General features: G+C 63.4%; 17 protein-coding genes and 1 pseudogene. 4 read left to right on the forward strand and 14 right to left on the reverse strand.

Annotation, left to right across the window (positions count from 1 at the left end):
• Positions 1-152 precede the first annotated feature (152 nt).
• The 9 genes and pseudogenes from P9217_RS16795 to P9217_RS16835 all read right to left on the reverse strand — a co-directional run bounded on the left by P9217_RS16795 (position 153) and on the right by P9217_RS16835 (position 9,624).
• On the reverse strand, positions 153-311 hold the full coding sequence (locus P9217_RS16795; RefSeq protein ID WP_066991972.1) for a DUF3309 domain-containing protein: 159 nt from the start codon (positions 309-311) through the stop codon (positions 153-155).
• A gap of 452 nt (positions 312-763) precedes the next feature.
• Positions 764-1,720, reverse strand: a pseudogene (locus P9217_RS16800) (UDP-glucuronic acid decarboxylase family protein); the annotation flags it as partial.
• Positions 1,721-1,743: 23 nt separating this feature from the next.
• Complete coding sequence (locus P9217_RS16805) at positions 1,744-2,853, reverse strand: glycosyltransferase (RefSeq protein ID WP_095826276.1); 1,110 nt, start codon at positions 2,851-2,853, stop codon at positions 1,744-1,746.
• Positions 2,850-3,944: a glycosyltransferase gene (locus P9217_RS16810; protein ID WP_095802767.1), complete on the reverse strand. Its 1,095-nt coding sequence runs from the start codon at positions 3,942-3,944 to the stop codon at positions 2,850-2,852. The genes P9217_RS16805 and P9217_RS16810 overlap by 4 nt, the downstream gene beginning before the upstream one ends.
• Positions 3,941-5,071, reverse strand: coding sequence for a glycosyltransferase (locus tag P9217_RS16815; protein WP_095802768.1), 1,131 nt, complete (start codon positions 5,069-5,071; stop codon positions 3,941-3,943). Before P9217_RS16815 ends, P9217_RS16810 begins: the two co-directional genes overlap by 4 nt.
• A 2-nt stretch (positions 5,072-5,073) precedes the next feature.
• On the reverse strand, positions 5,074-6,174 hold the full coding sequence (locus tag P9217_RS16820; protein WP_095802769.1) for a glycosyltransferase family 4 protein: 1,101 nt from the start codon (positions 6,172-6,174) through the stop codon (positions 5,074-5,076).
• Entirely contained in the window at positions 6,159-7,451 is a 1,293-nt protein-coding gene (locus tag P9217_RS16825) for a TIGR04295 family B12-binding domain-containing radical SAM protein (RefSeq protein ID WP_278087303.1), read from the reverse strand. The genes P9217_RS16820 and P9217_RS16825 overlap by 16 nt, the downstream gene beginning before the upstream one ends.
• Complete coding sequence (locus P9217_RS16830; protein WP_095802771.1) at positions 7,448-8,521, reverse strand: NAD-dependent epimerase/dehydratase family protein; 1,074 nt, start codon at positions 8,519-8,521, stop codon at positions 7,448-7,450. Before P9217_RS16830 ends, P9217_RS16825 begins: the two co-directional genes overlap by 4 nt.
• Positions 8,518-9,624, reverse strand: a complete 1,107-nt coding sequence (locus P9217_RS16835; protein ID WP_067320618.1) for an SDR family NAD(P)-dependent oxidoreductase — start codon at positions 9,622-9,624, stop codon at positions 8,518-8,520. Before P9217_RS16835 ends, P9217_RS16830 begins: the two co-directional genes overlap by 4 nt.
• Positions 9,625-9,837: 213 nt before the next feature.
• Here P9217_RS16835 and P9217_RS16840 point away from each other — a divergent pair, with 213 nt between their 5' ends.
• Positions 9,838-10,110 carry a hypothetical protein gene (locus P9217_RS16840; protein WP_095779479.1) on the forward strand — a complete coding sequence of 91 codons (273 nt, stop codon included), beginning with the start codon at positions 9,838-9,840 and terminating at the stop codon, positions 10,108-10,110.
• Positions 10,111-10,190: 80 nt separating this feature from the next.
• Here P9217_RS16840 and P9217_RS16845 read toward each other — a convergent pair whose 3' ends face one another.
• The 3 genes from P9217_RS16845 to P9217_RS16855 all read right to left on the reverse strand — a co-directional run bounded on the left by P9217_RS16845 (position 10,191) and on the right by P9217_RS16855 (position 12,541).
• Positions 10,191-10,433: a hypothetical protein gene (locus P9217_RS16845; protein WP_128292676.1), complete on the reverse strand. Its 243-nt coding sequence runs from the start codon at positions 10,431-10,433 to the stop codon at positions 10,191-10,193.
• Between the two features lie 63 nt (positions 10,434-10,496).
• Entirely contained in the window at positions 10,497-11,675 is a 1,179-nt protein-coding gene (locus tag P9217_RS16850) for a zinc-dependent alcohol dehydrogenase (RefSeq protein ID WP_095802787.1), read from the reverse strand.
• A gap of 80 nt (positions 11,676-11,755) precedes the next feature.
• Positions 11,756-12,541, reverse strand: a complete 786-nt coding sequence (locus tag P9217_RS16855) for an SDR family NAD(P)-dependent oxidoreductase (protein ID WP_278087407.1) — start codon at positions 12,539-12,541, stop codon at positions 11,756-11,758.
• Between the two features lie 144 nt (positions 12,542-12,685).
• Here P9217_RS16855 and P9217_RS16860 point away from each other — a divergent pair, with 144 nt between their 5' ends.
• Together P9217_RS16860 and P9217_RS16865 are read left to right on the forward strand one after the other, a co-directional pair.
• Positions 12,686-12,940: a hypothetical protein gene (locus tag P9217_RS16860; RefSeq protein WP_095802772.1), complete on the forward strand. Its 255-nt coding sequence runs from the start codon at positions 12,686-12,688 to the stop codon at positions 12,938-12,940.
• A 564-nt stretch (positions 12,941-13,504) separates the two neighbouring features.
• A complete protein-coding gene (locus P9217_RS16865) occupies positions 13,505-14,371 on the forward strand; it encodes a Ku protein (RefSeq protein ID WP_067320778.1) in 867 nt (288 codons plus the stop codon).
• A 367-nt stretch (positions 14,372-14,738) separates the two neighbouring features.
• Here the strand turns inward: P9217_RS16865 and P9217_RS16870 are convergent, their stop codons facing one another.
• Together P9217_RS16870 and P9217_RS16875 are read right to left on the reverse strand one after the other, a co-directional pair.
• Entirely contained in the window at positions 14,739-15,059 is a 321-nt protein-coding gene (locus P9217_RS16870) for a hypothetical protein (RefSeq protein WP_095802773.1), read from the reverse strand.
• 113 nt (positions 15,060-15,172) lie between these two features.
• Positions 15,173-15,433, reverse strand: coding sequence for a hypothetical protein (locus P9217_RS16875; protein ID WP_278087304.1), 261 nt, complete (start codon positions 15,431-15,433; stop codon positions 15,173-15,175).
• Between P9217_RS16875 and P9217_RS16880 the strand changes: the two genes are divergently transcribed.
• A complete protein-coding gene (locus tag P9217_RS16880) occupies positions 15,432-15,731 on the forward strand; it encodes a hypothetical protein (protein ID WP_141247156.1) in 300 nt (99 codons plus the stop codon). The genes P9217_RS16875 and P9217_RS16880 overlap by 2 nt on opposite strands.
• The last annotated feature ends 147 nt before the right edge of the window (positions 15,732-15,878 follow it).

Consider the following 15,878-nt stretch of genomic DNA (forward strand, 5'->3'; position numbering starts at 1 on the left):
CCGAACTGTGACCGGTCAGGAATGTTCCTTGAGAGGTGGAAAATTCGCCGATGCGGTCGACGTTCAAGACTCCCGTTGCCGGGTTGTCTCCGAACGGCCACCGCAGGACGCGACGTTCGGAGTGCGGCTAATGGAATCTCGCCCGCTCGGCCTCAAATCCGGCCCATGAGCGCCATGATCACCAGGATGACAAGTATGACGCCGAGCACGCCCGAAGGCCCATAGCCCCAGCCCGACGAATACGGCCAGGCCGGGATCGCGCCGATCAGCAACAAGATCAGGATAATAATGAGGATTGTGCCGAGACTCATATCGGGTCCCCTTCATTGGCGAGGTGGACGTTCGGACCTCAGACTGCGGGGCTCATATGCTATTTGTTCGTCATTCGTCTGAGGCGCTGGGGGCTCAGTCCAGCCTGCGCAGCATGTCAGCTTCCCGCTCGAGGATGGTTGCGACTTCTTCGCGTTGAAGATGCGTCATCATCAGGCTGACGCAACATTCGAGGTAGGTGATGGAGGCTCGTCGCAGGAAGGCGGCGGTTTCCGCGGCCGCCATCTGCTCGATGTCCTTGGCTGATCGCTTCGACTGCACGACTGCGTTCTCCGTGCCGGTTATCGGGCCCAACCAGAATCTCGGTCGGATGTTCCGCTTCGGTGAAAAGAACGCGGGACGCATCGGGATCCTGCGGGCCGCCGGTTTCAACTCCGTCTGCCCCGGACCTGTTGGTCGCGGTGGCGGGCGACACGGTCGCGCTGCCGTCGAGTTCGGCGAAGTAGACGACCGTTTGCAGCAGGCCCTGCCGGAGAGGTACCTTGGGGGCCCATCCGAGAAGCTCCTTCGCACGCGCTATGTCGGGGCGTCGCCGGCGGGGATCGTCTTCCGGCAAAGGCAGGAATTTCACGGGCGACCTGGTGCCGGTCAGTTCCCTCACCAGGCTCGCCAGTTCGAGGACGGTGAATTCCCCGGGGTTGCCAAGATTGATCGGCTGGCGCGGATTGGGCTCGATGTCCATGAGCCGCAGCAGGCCTTCGACCAGGTCGGTGACGTAGCAGAAGGATCGCGTCTGCCGGCCATCGCCGAATATCGTCATCGCCCGCTTTTCAAGTGCTTGCATGACCAGATTCGAGACGATGCGACCGTCGGCGGGGTCCATCCTTGGGCCATAAGTGTTGAAGATACGGGCGACACGCACGTCGGCCCGATCGGCCCGAAGGTAGTCGAAGCAAAGCGTCTCCGCAGTGCGCTTGCCTTCGTCGTAGCAGGCGCGCGGGCCGGTGCAGTTCACATGGCCGAGATAGTCCTCACGCTGCGGATGCTGCTCGGGATCACCATACACTTCGCTGGTCGATGCCTGCAGGAAGCGTGCACCGTCGCGAACGGCAAGCTCGAGGAGATTGAGCGACCCGACCACGCAGGTGCGCGTGGTGTGAACGGGATCGGCCTGGTAGCGGGGCGGTGACGCCGCGCATGCCAGGTTGAAGACACGGTCGACCGGTTCACCCAGTTCCAGCGGGCTGCAGATATCCTGCTCGATCAACCGGAAGCGCGATTGGCCGATAAGCGGCGTAATGTTCTCCATTCGGCCGGTGAGAAAGTTGTCGATGCAGATCACGCGATAGCCGATGCCAAACAGGGCCTCGCATAGGTGCGAACCGAGGAAACCGGCACCGCCGGCGACAAGCGCCGTCCGTGTCTGTTGGGCCTTTCTTGAACGCCGCATCTGTGTGTTCTCCTGTCTGCCTGTCATGCTGCACTTTCGACATCCAGATCGAGCACCGGACGTGTCTGTCTTGCCCGCGCCAGCATCGACGTGAACTCTCGTGCCCGAGCAACTCCGGTGTGTCTTTCCAGGACCAGCGAATGGGCCTGCCTGGCCATGCTGAGCCTGGCGCGGTCGGGCTGTCCCAGAAGAATTCCCGTCACATCATCTGCGCTGCCGGCCGTCTGTATCGCCGTAGCCGGAAAGAAACTGTCGAGGCCGGGCCAGCGATCGCTGATGATCGGCGTCCCGCACGCCGCTGCTTCGAAAAGCCGGACGCTGGGCGACCATCCGGCTTCGACCATCGAAGTGCGTGTCACATTCAACGTGTAGCGCTGCCGGCTATAAAATCCGGCATGCTCGGCCGGCGGCAGGTGCTCGATCCGCTCGACATTGTCGGGCCAGTCGATATCGTGCGGGTATTGCGAGCCCGCGACCACGAAGCGTCGATCCGGCAGTCGACGCGCAGGCTCGAGCAGAAGCGTTTCCAGGGTCTGTTGCCGATCCGGACTGTAGGTGCCGAGATAGCCTAGATCCCATTTGATCACATTTCGGTTTCGATGGTGCCGCTCGGGGTCGACGGAGCAATAGAGCGGTTCGGCCCGACGCGCGCCGAATTCGAGCTCCAGGCGATGGAGGGTCGGTCCGCCCGTGAAGGAGAAATAAAGGTTGAAATAGGGAATCTGCCGACGCGCGAGATAGTCGCAGTCATCCTCGGCAATCCTGGCCAGCGTCACCGGCGTGTCGATGTCGTAGAAGCAGAATAGCCCGGTGCACAGCGACGCGAGGTCGTCGATGACCGCCCTGCCTTCAGGCACGAACGAGCCGATGACCACAACATCGGCCTGCTGAAGGTCTCGTTCATGGCTGCGACGAAGCTCCTGGACGGTGTCGTAATAGCGCAAGTCGCAATAATCGGGGTCGCGCAGGTCGCGGTGGTGCGCGTACCAGGGCACGTCGCGTTCGAAGAAGGTGACGCGATGGCCGAGCTCGTCGAGGCCCCGCAGCAGCCCCCGAAACGTCGTCGCATGGCCATTGCCCCAGGAAGAGGACAGAGAAAGACCCAGGAACACGATATCGAGTGCCTTCGTCATTCTGCGGCCTCCACGGTCTCGCGCTCGAAATGCGCCTTTAAGATTGCGTCAACCCGTTCAGCCCTCAACGTGTAGGTGTGCTCGGCCAGAACACGCCGAAGCGCTGCCGCCCCGATCGCCTTTGCGCGCCCTGGTGTGAGCGTGCACATGATCTCGACAACGTCGGCGCCGTCTCGCGCCACCAGGATTTCCTCGCCAGGCGTAAGGAACAGCTCGACACCGGCCCAGGCGTCGGTGATGAGGCATGCACCGGCGCCGGCCGCCTCGAACACCCGCGTTGCCGGCGAAAAGCCGTTGCTGGCCATGCTGTCGCGGCTGATGTTCAGCACCGCCTTCGGCGTGACATTGAAGGCGTTGTGGTCTCGAGTGCCGACATGGCCGAGCCAGGAGACATTCTCCGGCATCGCCTTGTCGCCCCAGCCTGATCCGCCGAGCAGGAACTTCTGGTCCTCCAGCGCTCCGGCCGGCTCGAGGAAGAAGCCTTCCACGCGGGCCTCGCGGTCCGGCAGGCGATTGCCGAGAAAGGCGAGATCGCAGGCGAAGCGGGGATCTCGGGCGACAGGGAAATGCGTCTCAGGATCGAGCGCGTTGTAGATCGGCACACATTCGGCGGCGCCAAGCGCCCTATAGTCCCACACGACCGGATCTCCGCCGCCATAGGTCAGCACGAGGGCGATCCTTTTGAGCTCCTCGTGGAGAGGATGGCCGGCATCGTTCCGCAAGTCGCTGAGCGTCGCCGGGGCGTCGACGTCCCAGAACACTGTCAGCGCGTCATTGCGGGCGTGGTCGAGCACGGCGCGCAGCAGTGCTTCGTCTTCGAAGCCCACACCGCTTGCCTTGACGACGATGTCGGCCTGCGCTGCGCAGCAAGCGACTTGCATCAGCGCATCCGGCGTCGCCTCGTAGACGACGACGTCGCACCAGTCGGGAACCTCGATGTCGCGGTGCTTCTGCCGGTCAAAGGCGTCCGGCTCGTAGAAGACGATGTCGTAACCGCGCCGGGAAAGTGCCTTCAGCAGGCCGCGATAATAGGTGGCGGCGCCGTTCCAATAGGACGACAGCAGGCTGGATCCGTAAAAGGCGATCTTCATGCGGCGGCCTCCCTTGTTGGCACCCCGTCAACCGCATGGCGATTGCCGCATGCGGCGAGTATGTCGAACAATTCGTCGGCGCGGCGCCGGCATGTGTGCCGCGCCAGGATGGTTTCCAGCCCGGCTGCCGCCAGAGCCTTCGCAAGCCCGGCGTCGTGCAGCACGTCGCGCAGGTGCTGGCGCATCTCGGAGCCGTCGCGGGCAAACAGAAAGTCCTTGCCGGGACGGAACAGCTCTTCCACGTCCGACCATGGCGCAGAGACGAGGGGAATGCCGCAGGCCAATGCCTCGAACATGCGGATCGTGGGAATGCCCGGCAGATGGTCCCGATAGGGTCGGCGCGGGATGTGCACCGTCACTCGATGCTGCGCGAACGCTTTCGGGACGTCGGCATTGGCGATCCAACCTTCGTGGCGCAAGCCGGCGTCGGCGAGCGCGGCCCGCGCCTGCGCTGGGTAGCGCACCCCGTGAACGGTTCCCGACAGGCCAAGCTCGCGTGCCGGCGCGACGAGGAACTCCTGGATTTCGGCGCTGCGTTCGTCGTCGCCCCAGTTGCCGACCCAGACCAGATCCGATACGGCGTCGGCTTCGGGAGAGGGTTTGAACAACCGTTCGTCCGCTGCTTCATGCCAGGTGAAAGCCCGTCGGCCCCAGCCGGCGCGAAGGTAGCTCTCCCGCAACGCCTCGCCGAAGACCAAGACGCCGTCATAGTGCTCCAGGTTCAGTGCCGAGATCGACTGCGTCGCCGACACGGCGCGGTGATGCGTGTCGTGAAACAGCAGCGTGAACTTGCCGCCGTTGAGCTTGGCCCGCCCGATCCGCGCCACAAGATCTGGATCGGTCCATTCATGGACGATCACCACATCCGCCTTCGCAATCCAGGCCTCGTGATCGAAGGACGCATCGTAGGTCACCGGCATCAGCTCGGGAAAATCTTTCCGGAAGCGCTCGACGGCGAAGGGGCCTTGCTCGGCCAGAAGGTTCGAACGACTCCAGCCGTCCGCGGGTTCGAGCGCGAGGGCATGGTGTCCGTTCGCAACAAGCTCGCGCATGATGCCGCGCTGGAAATGCGCATTGCCATGGTTCCAATCGGAAACGACGGAATGGGTGTAGAATACGAAATGCATGGTCAGCGCCCTGCGACGGCCATCGCCGCACGATCGTAGATTTCACTCATCGCGGCCGCCTGCGCCTGCGGCGAAAATTTGCGCGCGCGACGGACGGCGCGCCGGCCAAGCTGGCGCCGCAAATTTTCGTCGCGGGAGAGGTGGGCGATGCATCCGGCAAGCGCATGCGGATCGCGCGTGTCGAAGAACATAGCCGCGCCGTCCCAGAGTTCGCGATAGGTCGCAATGTCGGCGAGGACCAGCGGCGCGCCCGAGAGCGCGGCTTCCAGAGCGGCAAGCCCGAAGGGCTCGTAGATCGATGGCGAAACGAAAATGCCGGCCCGCGCCATCCGCTGGCGCACTTGGGCATGGCCGATCGAGCCGAGCGCGACGCAATGATCGAGACACGCCATCTGCCCGTCCGGCCCGTCGAGGGGGCCGGCGGCATGGACCGGCCATTCGGTTATGGCAGCCGCGGCATCCAGCACCGCCGCATTCTTTCCTTCATCCCACCAGCGGGCGGCGGCCAGGACGAAAGGCTCGCGCCGCGAGGCGACCGGGCCGGGAAGAGCACTGTTGTGGACAACACTTAGCCGCGCGACCGGCCCGTAGCAGGCCTCAAGCATGTCGGCGTGGCTTCGGCTGGGTGCCACCACAATATCGGCGCGATTGAAACCAGCCCGGTTGCGGTCTTTCTGCCAGGCCCAGCCGTCGGTCGGGACCTGACCGCGCACGGCATGCAGCCACGTCACGACGCAGGAATGCGAGACCACGAGGATGGGGCAGGGCAGATCGACCTCGGCCGCCTGGGCCGGAGCGTTAAGATGAACGAGGTCCGCGGCAGAGGTCGTTGCAAGCTCCCGAAGCTCGCCGGGCAGGCCGTCGAGATCGCTCTCGTTGCGCGTCATCCAGTCCGGAGGGGTCTCGAGCCATGCGAGCGTCGCGAAGGATTGCGCCTCTTGTGCCTGCTCCCGAGAAGGCCGAGGCCCTAGCCCGGCCAGCACGACGCTGTCCCCTCGGTTGGTGAGCTCGCGCGCCAGGTCGAGCGAATATCGCCAGACGCCACCGACGGAGTCGGTGGTCATCAGGATGCGCCGCGGGCGATGGATCAATGATTGCAGCATGAGGACTCCAATTCGGCCAGCGCGCGCGGGCGCTGGTCCTGGATGTCGCTGAACGTCCGGAACGAAGCCAGATAGTGCTCATGCGCGCGCTCCCAGGCGAAATCGTCGGGTTCGCCCCACAGCTCGCGGTAACTTGGCGAGCTCGGATAGGGATAGAGCGGCACCGGCTCGTTGGCCCAGACGCCGTTGTCGATGAGGTGCTTGCGCCAATACTCCACCAGGGCCGGATCGTCCTCGACCACGCCGATCAGATTGGCTTGGACGAAAGGAACATGGCGGCGGGCATCGACCAGCAGCGCGGCCAATTCCTCTGTGCCCAGCCGACAGCGCTTGGCCAGCATCTCGCGGCCTTCGACGGTCAGGCTTTCCAGGCCAGCTTCGATCGAGACGCAGCCGGCCTCGCCCAACAATTCCAGCAACTCCGGTTTCCAGAGGTCGATGCGCGTCTGAACGCCGAATTGGATATCGCGGTCGACAAGGGCCTCGAGCAGCGCCTTCTGGGGCAGGAAAATCTCGTCGATGAAGTAGATGTAGCCGACGCCCTGGGCCATCAGACCGTCGATCTCGGCGACGACCGCGTCGTGGTTCCTGCGGCGGTAGGCGTCGCGAAAATCGATCTTGGCGCAGAAGCTGCAATTATAGGGGCAACCCCGCGAAGCTTCCACCTCTGCACCGGCGCCCTTCTGGTCCGCGTCGAACCGATGATGGTGGTGCGAATGGGCCGCAATCCAATCGGACGGCCAATGAAGTGCCGGGTGGTCGACGAAGCGGCTGACGCTCACGCCACCGTTGCAGGCCAGCACGCCGCTCTCGAGCCGCGCCGTGTGAGGGACGGCGCTCCATTCGCCGCGCCCGGCAAGCTCCGCCACCACCTCCTCGCATTCGCCGCGCACGACGACATCGACGCCAAGCTTGCGCAGGGTAGGGGCCGGCGTCGCCGAGCCATGCGGCCCGACGGCGGCGGTGCGCCCGCCGCGCCCGGCGAGATGCTTCAGGAATTCTGCCGGCACCCGCAGCTCCGGCGGCGCGCAGCGCCAGAACAGATAGGTCGGCGCGGTGGTCACGACGGTCATGTCCGGCGCGAACGCCGCCACGCGCTCGGCAAGTTCCGCGTTGTCGAGATGCTGCAACTGCCCGTCCAGCATCAGCACGCTGTGGCCGTCGGTGTCCAAGAGCGCTTTGCAGTAGCCAAGCTCCAGGGGCAGATGCGGCTGGCGGCAGCCGAAATAGATGCTGTGTTCATACGTCCAACGTGGATTGACCAGTGCGACTTTCATGCGACGTACCTCGCCACTTCAGCGTGCGGCTGAAGACGGTGCCGCAACAGCCAGCCGGCAAGGTCGCTGATGCCTTCGCGCCACGGGACATGCGCCCGCCAGCCAAGCGCGGCCTCTATCTTGCGGGTATCGGCGATGAAGAAGGGCTGGTCGCCGGTGCGTTCGAGATCCTGCCGCACCACGATGTCGCGGCCGGTCATGATGGCGATCTCCGACAGGAGCGAGCGCAGGCTGACGGCATTCCGCGGTCCGCCGCCAAGATTGAACGCCTGTCCCTTGAGGTCTTCGATCCTGGCCAGCACTCCGCGATAGGCGGCAACCGCGTCGGACACATGCAGGATGTCGCGCACCTGCTTGCCGTCGCCATAGACGGTGATGGGCCGGCCGCTGAGCGCGCTGAGGAGGAAATGCGCGACCCAGCCCTGGTCCTCGGTGCCGAACTGGCGCGGTCCATAGATGCAGCTCATGCGCAGCACCGCCGTCGGCAGGCCATAGGACTTGGCATAATCAAGGACATACTGGTCCGCAGCGCCCTTGGAGCAGCCATAGGGCGTGCAGAAATGGAGCCCGATCGTCTCGTCGACGCCATTGGCGCGGATGGCTTCGTCGCAAGGCTCGTAACGGTCGTCCGTTTCCTGCACCGCGAGCTGGGGCAAGCTGCCGTAGACCTTGTTAGTGCTGGCGAAGATTACCGGGGCGCTCACCTGGCGCGCCGCCTCAAGCACGTTGAAGGTGCCTTTGAGATTGATGTCGAGGTCCTCCGCGGGATCGATCAGGCTCGTGGTCACAGCGGTCTGGGCGGCCAGATGGAAGATCGCTCTTGCTGGCGTCAGCACCGAGGCCAGTTTGGCTTGGTCGCGCACGTCCACGGCTTCAACCCTGAGATGGTTGCCGTGCTTTTGCGCCAGCCATTCGAGGTTCTGCTCGACGCCGGCTCGGCTGAGATTGTCGATGACCAGAACTGGCTCGCCATCCGACAACAGGCTGTCGGCGAGGTTTGAGCCTATGAAGCCGCTGCCGCCGATGACGGCCACCGGCGCTTTGCCGAGGCCGCGATGCCGCTCGCTCATGACACCAGCCCCCGCTCTTCAAGCTCGCGCTTCATGTCGGCGCCTCGGTCGATGACGACGGTGTTGCGAACCCAGGCCGCGAATTCACCGAGGGAGTTCTCAAGCCGATGGCTCGGCTCGAAGCCAAGCAGCTCGCGCGCCTTGGCAATGTCGGCAAAGCAGTTGCGGATGTCGCCGGAGCGCGCCTTGCCGAGGATTTCGGGCGGCCGCTTCGGAACGCCCATCGCTTCTGCAAGCAATCGAGCGACCTCGCTGATGGTGTAGGACCGTCCGCTGCCGATATTGATCGCGTGGCCGGCTGCCTGGCGTTGCTCCAGCGCCAGGCGGAAAGCGCGGGCGACATCGCGCACATGGACGAAGTCGCGCTTTTGCTCGCCGTCCTCGAAGATCATCGGCCGCTTGCCGTTGGCGAGCCGCGAAGCGAAGTTGGCAAGCACGCCGGTGTAGGGATTTGCGAGCGCTTGACCGGCGCCGAAGACGTTGAACAGGCGCAATGCCACCGCATCCACGTCATAAGCCTGACCGAAGATCAGCACCGCGCGTTCCTGCGCATATTTGGTCAGCGCGTAGATCGAAGCGAGGTCAGGACGTTTCTCCTCGTCGGTCGGAATCGGCGACAGCGCTTCGCCGGCAGCCGACAGCGGGTCCCATTGGCCGATCCTGATGTCGCTTGGCTTGCGATGGGCATCGTCGATACGCCGCCCGTCTGGTGTCTTGTAGAGGCCTTCGCCGTAGATGCTCATCGACGATGCGACGACAATGCGTTCGACTGGTTTCTTGATCAACGCCTCGAGCAGGGTCGCGGTGCCGAGATCGTTGGTGCCGACATATCGGGCGATCTCGTACATGGATTGGCCGACGCCGACCTCGGCAGCGAGGTGGATGACGGTGTCGACATCCGCTACCGCGTCGGCGACCGCGTCTCGATCACGTACATCTCCCCGTATCAGCTCGGCGCCAGCTGGAATGCTGACGGCTTCATTGCCGTGCACTTGGTCCAAGAGTGCGTCCAGGACACGGACCTCGTAGCCATGCTCGATGAGTTCCTGGGCGACATGCCGGCCAATGAAACCGCAGCCTCCCGTAACCAGGACACGTTTCACGAGAACTCCTTGCCGAGTTAGCGTTGGGGCCGATTTAGCGTTGGGGCCGATTTAGCGTTGGGCTCCCGAACTTCGGGACAAAAGGTTTGTTCCCTGCTTCATCAAAGTTCCCTCCGTGGCGAAGCTGTCGGCGGGTCGCCCGCATGCCTGGGAACATTGCCCTTTGCGCGCTGTTAGGGCCGCTCACCGACGTGCGGCGAGAAAGGGAATGCCATGTCTGAAGCGAAGACGACCACCAATCACGACGAAATTCGCAAATGGGTTGAGGAGAGGGACGGCCATCCCGCCGTGGTTCGCACCAAGGGCGAGGGCGGTATCCTGCGCATCGACTTCGGCGAGCCGGAGGAAGCGCTCGAACCGATCGAGTGGGATGAGTTCTTCCGGATCTTCGACGAGAACGACCTTGCCTTCCTCCATCAGGACAAGGCCGGGAGCGGAGGAAAGAGCCGCTTCAACAAATTTGTCGAGCGGAGCGGGAATGGTTGACGCGGGCGGCGGCAGGTAACCAGCAACGAACGCACGCAAGCGGCCCGACCGGCGGAGGCTGCCGCGCCGCCCCGGTTGCCTCAATCCAATGGCTTGTCGGTTGGGCGCGGGGTGGTTCCGGCCTCGCGCTTGCGACCGGCATTGCGATTGGCAACCTTACTGTCGAGCGGTGATGTCGACTGTTCCTCGGCGGCGCCGGCTGTTTTGGGAACTGCCGGTCTCGCGCCGGCGTCGCTATCCATGGCATCGCGGTTTGGACGCGGAAGGCCTTCGGCGTTCGGTGACCTGGTGGCCGGCCGAGATGTGTTTTTCAGTTGAGCCATTTGATACCTCCTTACCTGATCGCAACGACAGGGCGCCCGGGCGAGTTCCGGGCAAAGACGTGGTCACCCGTGAGGGCGCATCACGACCTTGATGCAGCCGTTCTGCTTGTCGCGAAACTTCCTGTAGAGGTCGGGTCCGGCCTCGAGCCCGGCGCGGTGGGTGATCACGAAGGACGGGTCGATGTCGCCGCTTTGGACCTTGTGCAGGAGAGGCTCGAGATAGCGTTGCGTGTGGGTTTGTCCCATGCGGAACGTCAGCCCCTTGTTCATCGCCGCGCCGAACGGGATGTGGTCGACAAGGCCGATATAGACGCCGGGCACCGAAATGGTGCCTCCCTTGCGACAGCAATAGATCGCCTCGCGCAGCACATGCGGCCGGTCGGTGCCAAGATAGACACTCGCCTTGACCTTATCGAGCATGGAATCCGGGGTGGCGCTGGCATCGGCTTCGGTGCCGACACAGTCGATGCAACTGTCCGGGCCGCGACCGTTGGTCATGGCCATCAGGGCATCGTAGATATTCACGTTGCTGAAATCGAGGGTCTCGGCCTTGCCGTGGTCCCGCGCCATAGCAAGCCGCTCCGGCACCTTGTCGATGGCGATCACGCGTCCGGCGCCAAGCATCCAGGCGCTCTGGATCGCGAACTGGCCGACCGGCCCGCAGCCCCAGATGGCGACGGTGTCGCCCTCCCGGATGCCGGCGTTCTCCGCCGCCATATAGCCGGTCGGGAAGATGTCGGAGAGGAACAGGACCTGTTCGTCGTCCATGCCGTCCGGCACCTTGATCGGGCCGACATCGGCAAAAGGCACGCGCAAATACTCGGCTTGCCCGCCCCAATAGCCACCGACCAGATGCGAATAGCCGAACAGGCCCGCGGGCGACTGGCCCATGACCTTGGCGGCCTGGTCGGCGTTGGGGTTCGACCGGTCGCAGAGTGAAAACAGGCCGTTCTGGCAAAACCAGCATTCGCCGCATGAGATATTGAAGGGAACGACGACGCGATCGCCCTTCTTGAACTTGCTGTGTCCACGGCCGACCTCCACCACTTCGCCCATGGTCTCATGGCCCAGCACGTCGCCCGATTTCATCGTCGGCATATAGCCGTCCATCAGATGCAGGTCCGAACCGCAAATGGCGCAGCAGGTAACCCTGATGATGATGTCGCGGTCGTCCTCGATCGCGGGATCGGCGACCGCGTCGCACCGGATATCGCCCTTGCCGTGCCATGTCAGCGCTTTCATCGTGCCGTTCCTGTCGATTGGAGGATTGAGTGCATCGAACTTGCGCCCGGCTGGAATGTTCCCCGGGCGGCGCCTCGGATTCATCCGTTGTTCGCGGAGCCCGGTTCGGCGGCCTTGCGATGCTGCTCGGCCAGCGTGCCGGCCGGCGTGACATGGGCCGCGGCAGCCTGCATCTTGTTCTTCAAACCGCTAACGACCTGCTCTTTTCCGGCCATCATGGCGTCATAGCCGTCCTTGGCCACATCGGCCGGATTGTCTTTCTCCTGAGTCCCGATTTCGGTGTCCATCATGTCGGCCCGCTCGAAGAAGCGGGTCTGCGTCGCGCCGGGCATCAGCACTGTCACGGTCACACCGCTGTCCTTCAACTCATGGCGCAGCGCGATGGCGAAAGAATCGATGAAGGCCTTGGTGCCGTTGTAGACCGCTTGGAAGGTGCCGGGCATGAAGCCGGCGATGGAGCCCGTGAACAGGATCCGGCCGCGGCCACGCCGGACCATCTGCCGGCCGAGCCGATGTGCCAGATAGACCGTGCCGGTGATGTTGGTGTCAATGACGCGGCGCGCCTTGGGCCAGTCCTGATCGATGAAGCCCCGGCCCAGGCCTCGTCCCGCGTTGAGGAACAGAAGGTCAATAGCGCGGTCACCAATCCTCGCGATCAGTTGATTGGCCCCTTCCTCGGTCGCGAGGTCGGCTTCTACCGCCTCGACTGCAACGTGGTGAGATTGCAGCGCCTCGGCAGCCTGCTCTATCGCCGGCTCGTCGGCCACGATCACCAGTTCGTAGCCATCTCTCGCGCATAATTTCGCCAGTTCCTTGCCGATGCCGCTGGAAGCGCCGGTCACCACGGCGAGCTTTCCGCTTTCCATTTCGTTCTCCGACCGTTCGAGTGTGGTCCGGCCGAACATGCGCAGAGTGCGATTGTTCCGTTCGAATTCTTGGGATTCGGCAACGCGCGGCAAACGAGGCTCGGCGAGACGGAACCAATTCGGGGCACGGCTGTTCCGCCGTCAATGTGGAGCGACAGCCATGGGCATTTTTCCGATCTGGATAAGAAACTTACCGACAACCTCTATGAGCATGGCAGCCAGCTGACCGATCCCAGCGCTCATCTGCCCCGGCGGGTCAAGGAGAAGGTCGATCTCCTCATGCCGTTCATCCAGCCGGAGGCGCGTGAGGCGGTCAGGCTGCAAATCCTCGGCATCATTCACGAGCACATATTAGATGAGACCGAGATTGGGCCTGGAGAGCCAGCGGCCAAGGAATGAGAGAAGCTGGCTGGACGCGTCATCGATTTCCGGCCGCCCTAAAGCGGCAGCGCCGAACGGAGCCAGGCGCTAGCTGATATCTATGATTTTTCGCTTCTTGGGCGTCCGGCCCGGCCTGGCTGCGGGAGGAGGCGACTTTGCCGCCGGTGCCGCGGCCAAACGCTGCTCGCGTAGTCGCGCCGTCTTTGCCTGGCGCGCCAGTCGTTCCGTCTCAAGCAGTTCGCGCGCCGCATTCGAGGTGCGCTCACGCCTGTCCTTGTCGATCTTCCGCGTCGCCACGGTCGTCCCAGATCAATTCGCCGTTGGAGCCGTATCCAACTTGCCCGAAGGCCCATTGTTCCGAATGATCCCGCGAGGCACGGACGTTTCGAACGAAATGTCTGCAACTCGACTATGTCGGGCCAAGCCCTTGTCGGAAGCTCCCGTTGCTTCTCCCGCCGGGAAGTTCAGCGCTGCTTCGCGGTTCAGCCGGCTGAAGCCGACGCGATGCGCCGGCCTGCGACGTCGGAACCGAAGCGGTGCGTTCGCCGTTCCGGCTGCATTCCTGTCGCCAAGGAGATCGCCATGGCGCCGCGTCCCGCCTGGAGCGGTTATCTCAAACTGTCGCTGGTCACCTGCGCCGTCGAATTGACGAACGTCGTGACCCATGCCGAGAAGGTTTCCTTCCACGTGCTCAATCGCAAGACCGGCAACAGGGTCCGGCGCGTCTATGTCGATGCCGAGAGCGGCAAGCCGCTGGACAAAGACGACGAGGTCAGGGGCTACGAAGTCGGCAAGGACGAATTCATCTTCATCGAAGAGGAAGACATCGAGGCGGTGCAGATCGAGTCTTCGCACACGCTCAATCTCGACGGCTTCGTCTACAAATCGTCGATCGAGCAGATCTATCTCGACGCGCCCTACTACGTGACGCCCGCCGACAAGGTCTCGGAAGAGGCCTTTGCGGTGATCCGCGACGCGCTGGCCGAAAAGCAGATGGCCGGGCTCGCTCGCATCGTGCTCTATCAGAGGGAACGCCCGGTGGTGGTCGAATCACGCGGCAAGGGCATGATGCTGACCACCCTGCGTTATGGCGACACCGTGCGCGAGCCCGCCGGCGTCTTCGCCGAGATCAAGTCGGGAAAGCCCGACAGCGAGATGATCGGGTTGGCTGAGCACATCATCGATAAGCAGAAGGGCAAGTTCGATCCCACCGAGTTCCGAGATCGATATCAGGAGGCACTGCTGGAACTGGTTCGCGCCAAAAAGGCCGGCAGGAAGGCGCCGAAAGCCAAGGCGGAACCCAAGCCGTCCAATGTGGTCAATTTGTTCGATGCGCTGAAAAAGAGCCTCGGCGCGGAGGCCGGGGCAAAACCCAAATCCCCGAAGTCCAGGGGAGCGCCGAAACGAAAAAAGACGAAGAATTCTGCACGGGGGCGCAAGTCGGCATAGCAGTTGTCTGTGCGGTGAGCGACAGGCAAACAAGGCTGGAGGCTTGGCGCCTTCGCCGAGGAGGAATTCGGGTAACGCTCAGCGCGGGCTAAAACACCGTCCGTGGCAGAAGAGCACGAGCTCGAGGATTTCGCGCGCCGGGGCGCACCGGGCACGATCCAAAAATCTATCCGTTGCGTTCCTCGCTTTCACGCAACAGCCGCACGATCGCATCGACTGGGGATGGATTGGCCGCCGGCTGGATTTTCCGTCGCCAAAGATGGCGAAGAAGCTTTTTCAACATGGGCATGCACATACTCCCTAGCTATCAGACCTTGCATCGGGCGTTCCGGGTTGGAGCGCCACTTCCTCGGCGAGCCGGCATCCATCAACCCAGCCGGGCGGCAAGCAGGAAAGCGGCGCCCGCCAGAACCACGAGCGCCGCAATCACCAGCACCGGCCCGTTCCTGCTCGGCTGAAGGCCGGGCGCGTTCTCGGGGCGCTGCATGGCGTTGGCGAAGCTCGCCTGATTGGTGAATTTCGGTTCATCTGATGCGACGCGATGGGCGGAACTCGTCGACCCTCCCGCCTCTGCATCGGTTTCCTGCGGGGCGGCAGAAGGGTCGAATCCGGGCGTCTTGTCCCGGGTAAAGCCCATCTGCATTTCGCCTCGACCCTCGGCGGGTGTTCGCTTGCTCGGTGAGGTCATCGGACAGCTCCTTCGCTACCAAACATCTGTCCGGCGTCGGTGTTCCCACGGGATCTTGAACGCGAACTAGAAACGCTGCTGTGCGGGAACTCGTTTCCGGGAAGGGGGAACTATCAATCGCTGAGCGCGGCCGGAACATTTCCTGTTGGGCAGCTTTTACCTTCGTTATCTAAGATGACGAGGCACCGATGCAGGTTCTCGAGACCCACATACTTTCCAGGTCGGAAGGCGTGGTGACAGTCGAATTTCTCGGTGAGGGCGGCGAAAAGATTGCCGTCACAATGGCTGGATCCGATCCACGGCCCACGTACGGCGACCGCTCTTATCGATCGCGCCAAAGAGATGATGGTGCCGTGCGCGGTTTTCGAGACCATGGAAAACCGGTCCGAGCAGCAGAGCAGCCGCGACTTCAGCGAGCCCGCCAAGCCGGACAGCCCCTTCACATTCGAATATCGCGACAATGATGGCGTGCGGCAGCTCAAGGGCGTGGAATTCCCGAACCTGGAGGCCGTGCACGACGAGGCGCTGCGTTCGGCGATTGATTTGCTTGACGACACGGCCGCCGAAGGTGGGCAGCAGGGCTGGGCCGTCCGGGTTCGCGACGCCAACGGAAAGATCGTGCTGTCAATCGACTTCGACGAGGCGAAACGGAAGAAGGCGGCAGCGGAATGAGGACCGCGGGGGCCTGAGAAAGGACCATGCTCCCGTTCCTATCACTGGATATGAGATATTCGACAATGCGCCTGCATCTTAGTCCAGCCTGGGCTCGCAACTGAAACGCCGTGCAGTCCTGCACTGCGGAACCTCATTCCAAATGAA

The organism is Mesorhizobium sp. WSM4989, from assembly GCF_029625795.1.
Classification (GTDB): domain Bacteria; phylum Pseudomonadota; class Alphaproteobacteria; order Rhizobiales; family Rhizobiaceae; genus Mesorhizobium.

Coding starts and splice junctions, on each gene's coding strand:
- P9217_RS16795 (WP_066991972.1), bottom strand. CDS start 311: ATGAGTCTCGGCACAATCCTCATTATTATCCTGATCTTGTTGCTGATC.
- P9217_RS16805 (WP_095826276.1), bottom strand. CDS start 2,853: ATGACGAAGGCACTCGATATCGTGTTCCTGGGTCTTTCTCTGTCCTCT.
- P9217_RS16810 (WP_095802767.1), bottom strand. CDS start 3,944: ATGAAGATCGCCTTTTACGGATCCAGCCTGCTGTCGTCCTATTGGAAC.
- P9217_RS16815 (WP_095802768.1), bottom strand. CDS start 5,071: ATGCATTTCGTATTCTACACCCATTCCGTCGTTTCCGATTGGAACCAT.
- P9217_RS16820 (WP_095802769.1), bottom strand. CDS start 6,174: ATGCTGCAATCATTGATCCATCGCCCGCGGCGCATCCTGATGACCACC.
- P9217_RS16825 (WP_278087303.1), bottom strand. CDS start 7,451: ATGAAAGTCGCACTGGTCAATCCACGTTGGACGTATGAACACAGCATC.
- P9217_RS16830 (WP_095802771.1), bottom strand. CDS start 8,521: ATGAGCGAGCGGCATCGCGGCCTCGGCAAAGCGCCGGTGGCCGTCATC.
- P9217_RS16840 (WP_095779479.1), top strand. CDS start 9,838: ATGTCTGAAGCGAAGACGACCACCAATCACGACGAAATTCGCAAATGG.
- P9217_RS16845 (WP_128292676.1), bottom strand. CDS start 10,433: ATGGCTCAACTGAAAAACACATCTCGGCCGGCCACCAGGTCACCGAAC.
- P9217_RS16850 (WP_095802787.1), bottom strand. CDS start 11,675: ATGAAAGCGCTGACATGGCACGGCAAGGGCGATATCCGGTGCGACGCG.
- P9217_RS16855 (WP_278087407.1), bottom strand. CDS start 12,541: ATGGAAAGCGGAAAGCTCGCCGTGGTGACCGGCGCTTCCAGCGGCATC.
- P9217_RS16860 (WP_095802772.1), top strand. CDS start 12,686: ATGTGGAGCGACAGCCATGGGCATTTTTCCGATCTGGATAAGAAACTT.
- P9217_RS16865 (WP_067320778.1), top strand. CDS start 13,505: ATGGCGCCGCGTCCCGCCTGGAGCGGTTATCTCAAACTGTCGCTGGTC.
- P9217_RS16870 (WP_095802773.1), bottom strand. CDS start 15,059: ATGACCTCACCGAGCAAGCGAACACCCGCCGAGGGTCGAGGCGAAATG.
- P9217_RS16880 (WP_141247156.1), top strand. CDS start 15,432: ATGGAAAACCGGTCCGAGCAGCAGAGCAGCCGCGACTTCAGCGAGCCC.
- P9217_RS16875 (WP_278087304.1), bottom strand. CDS start 15,433: ATGGTCTCGAAAACCGCGCACGGCACCATCATCTCTTTGGCGCGATCG.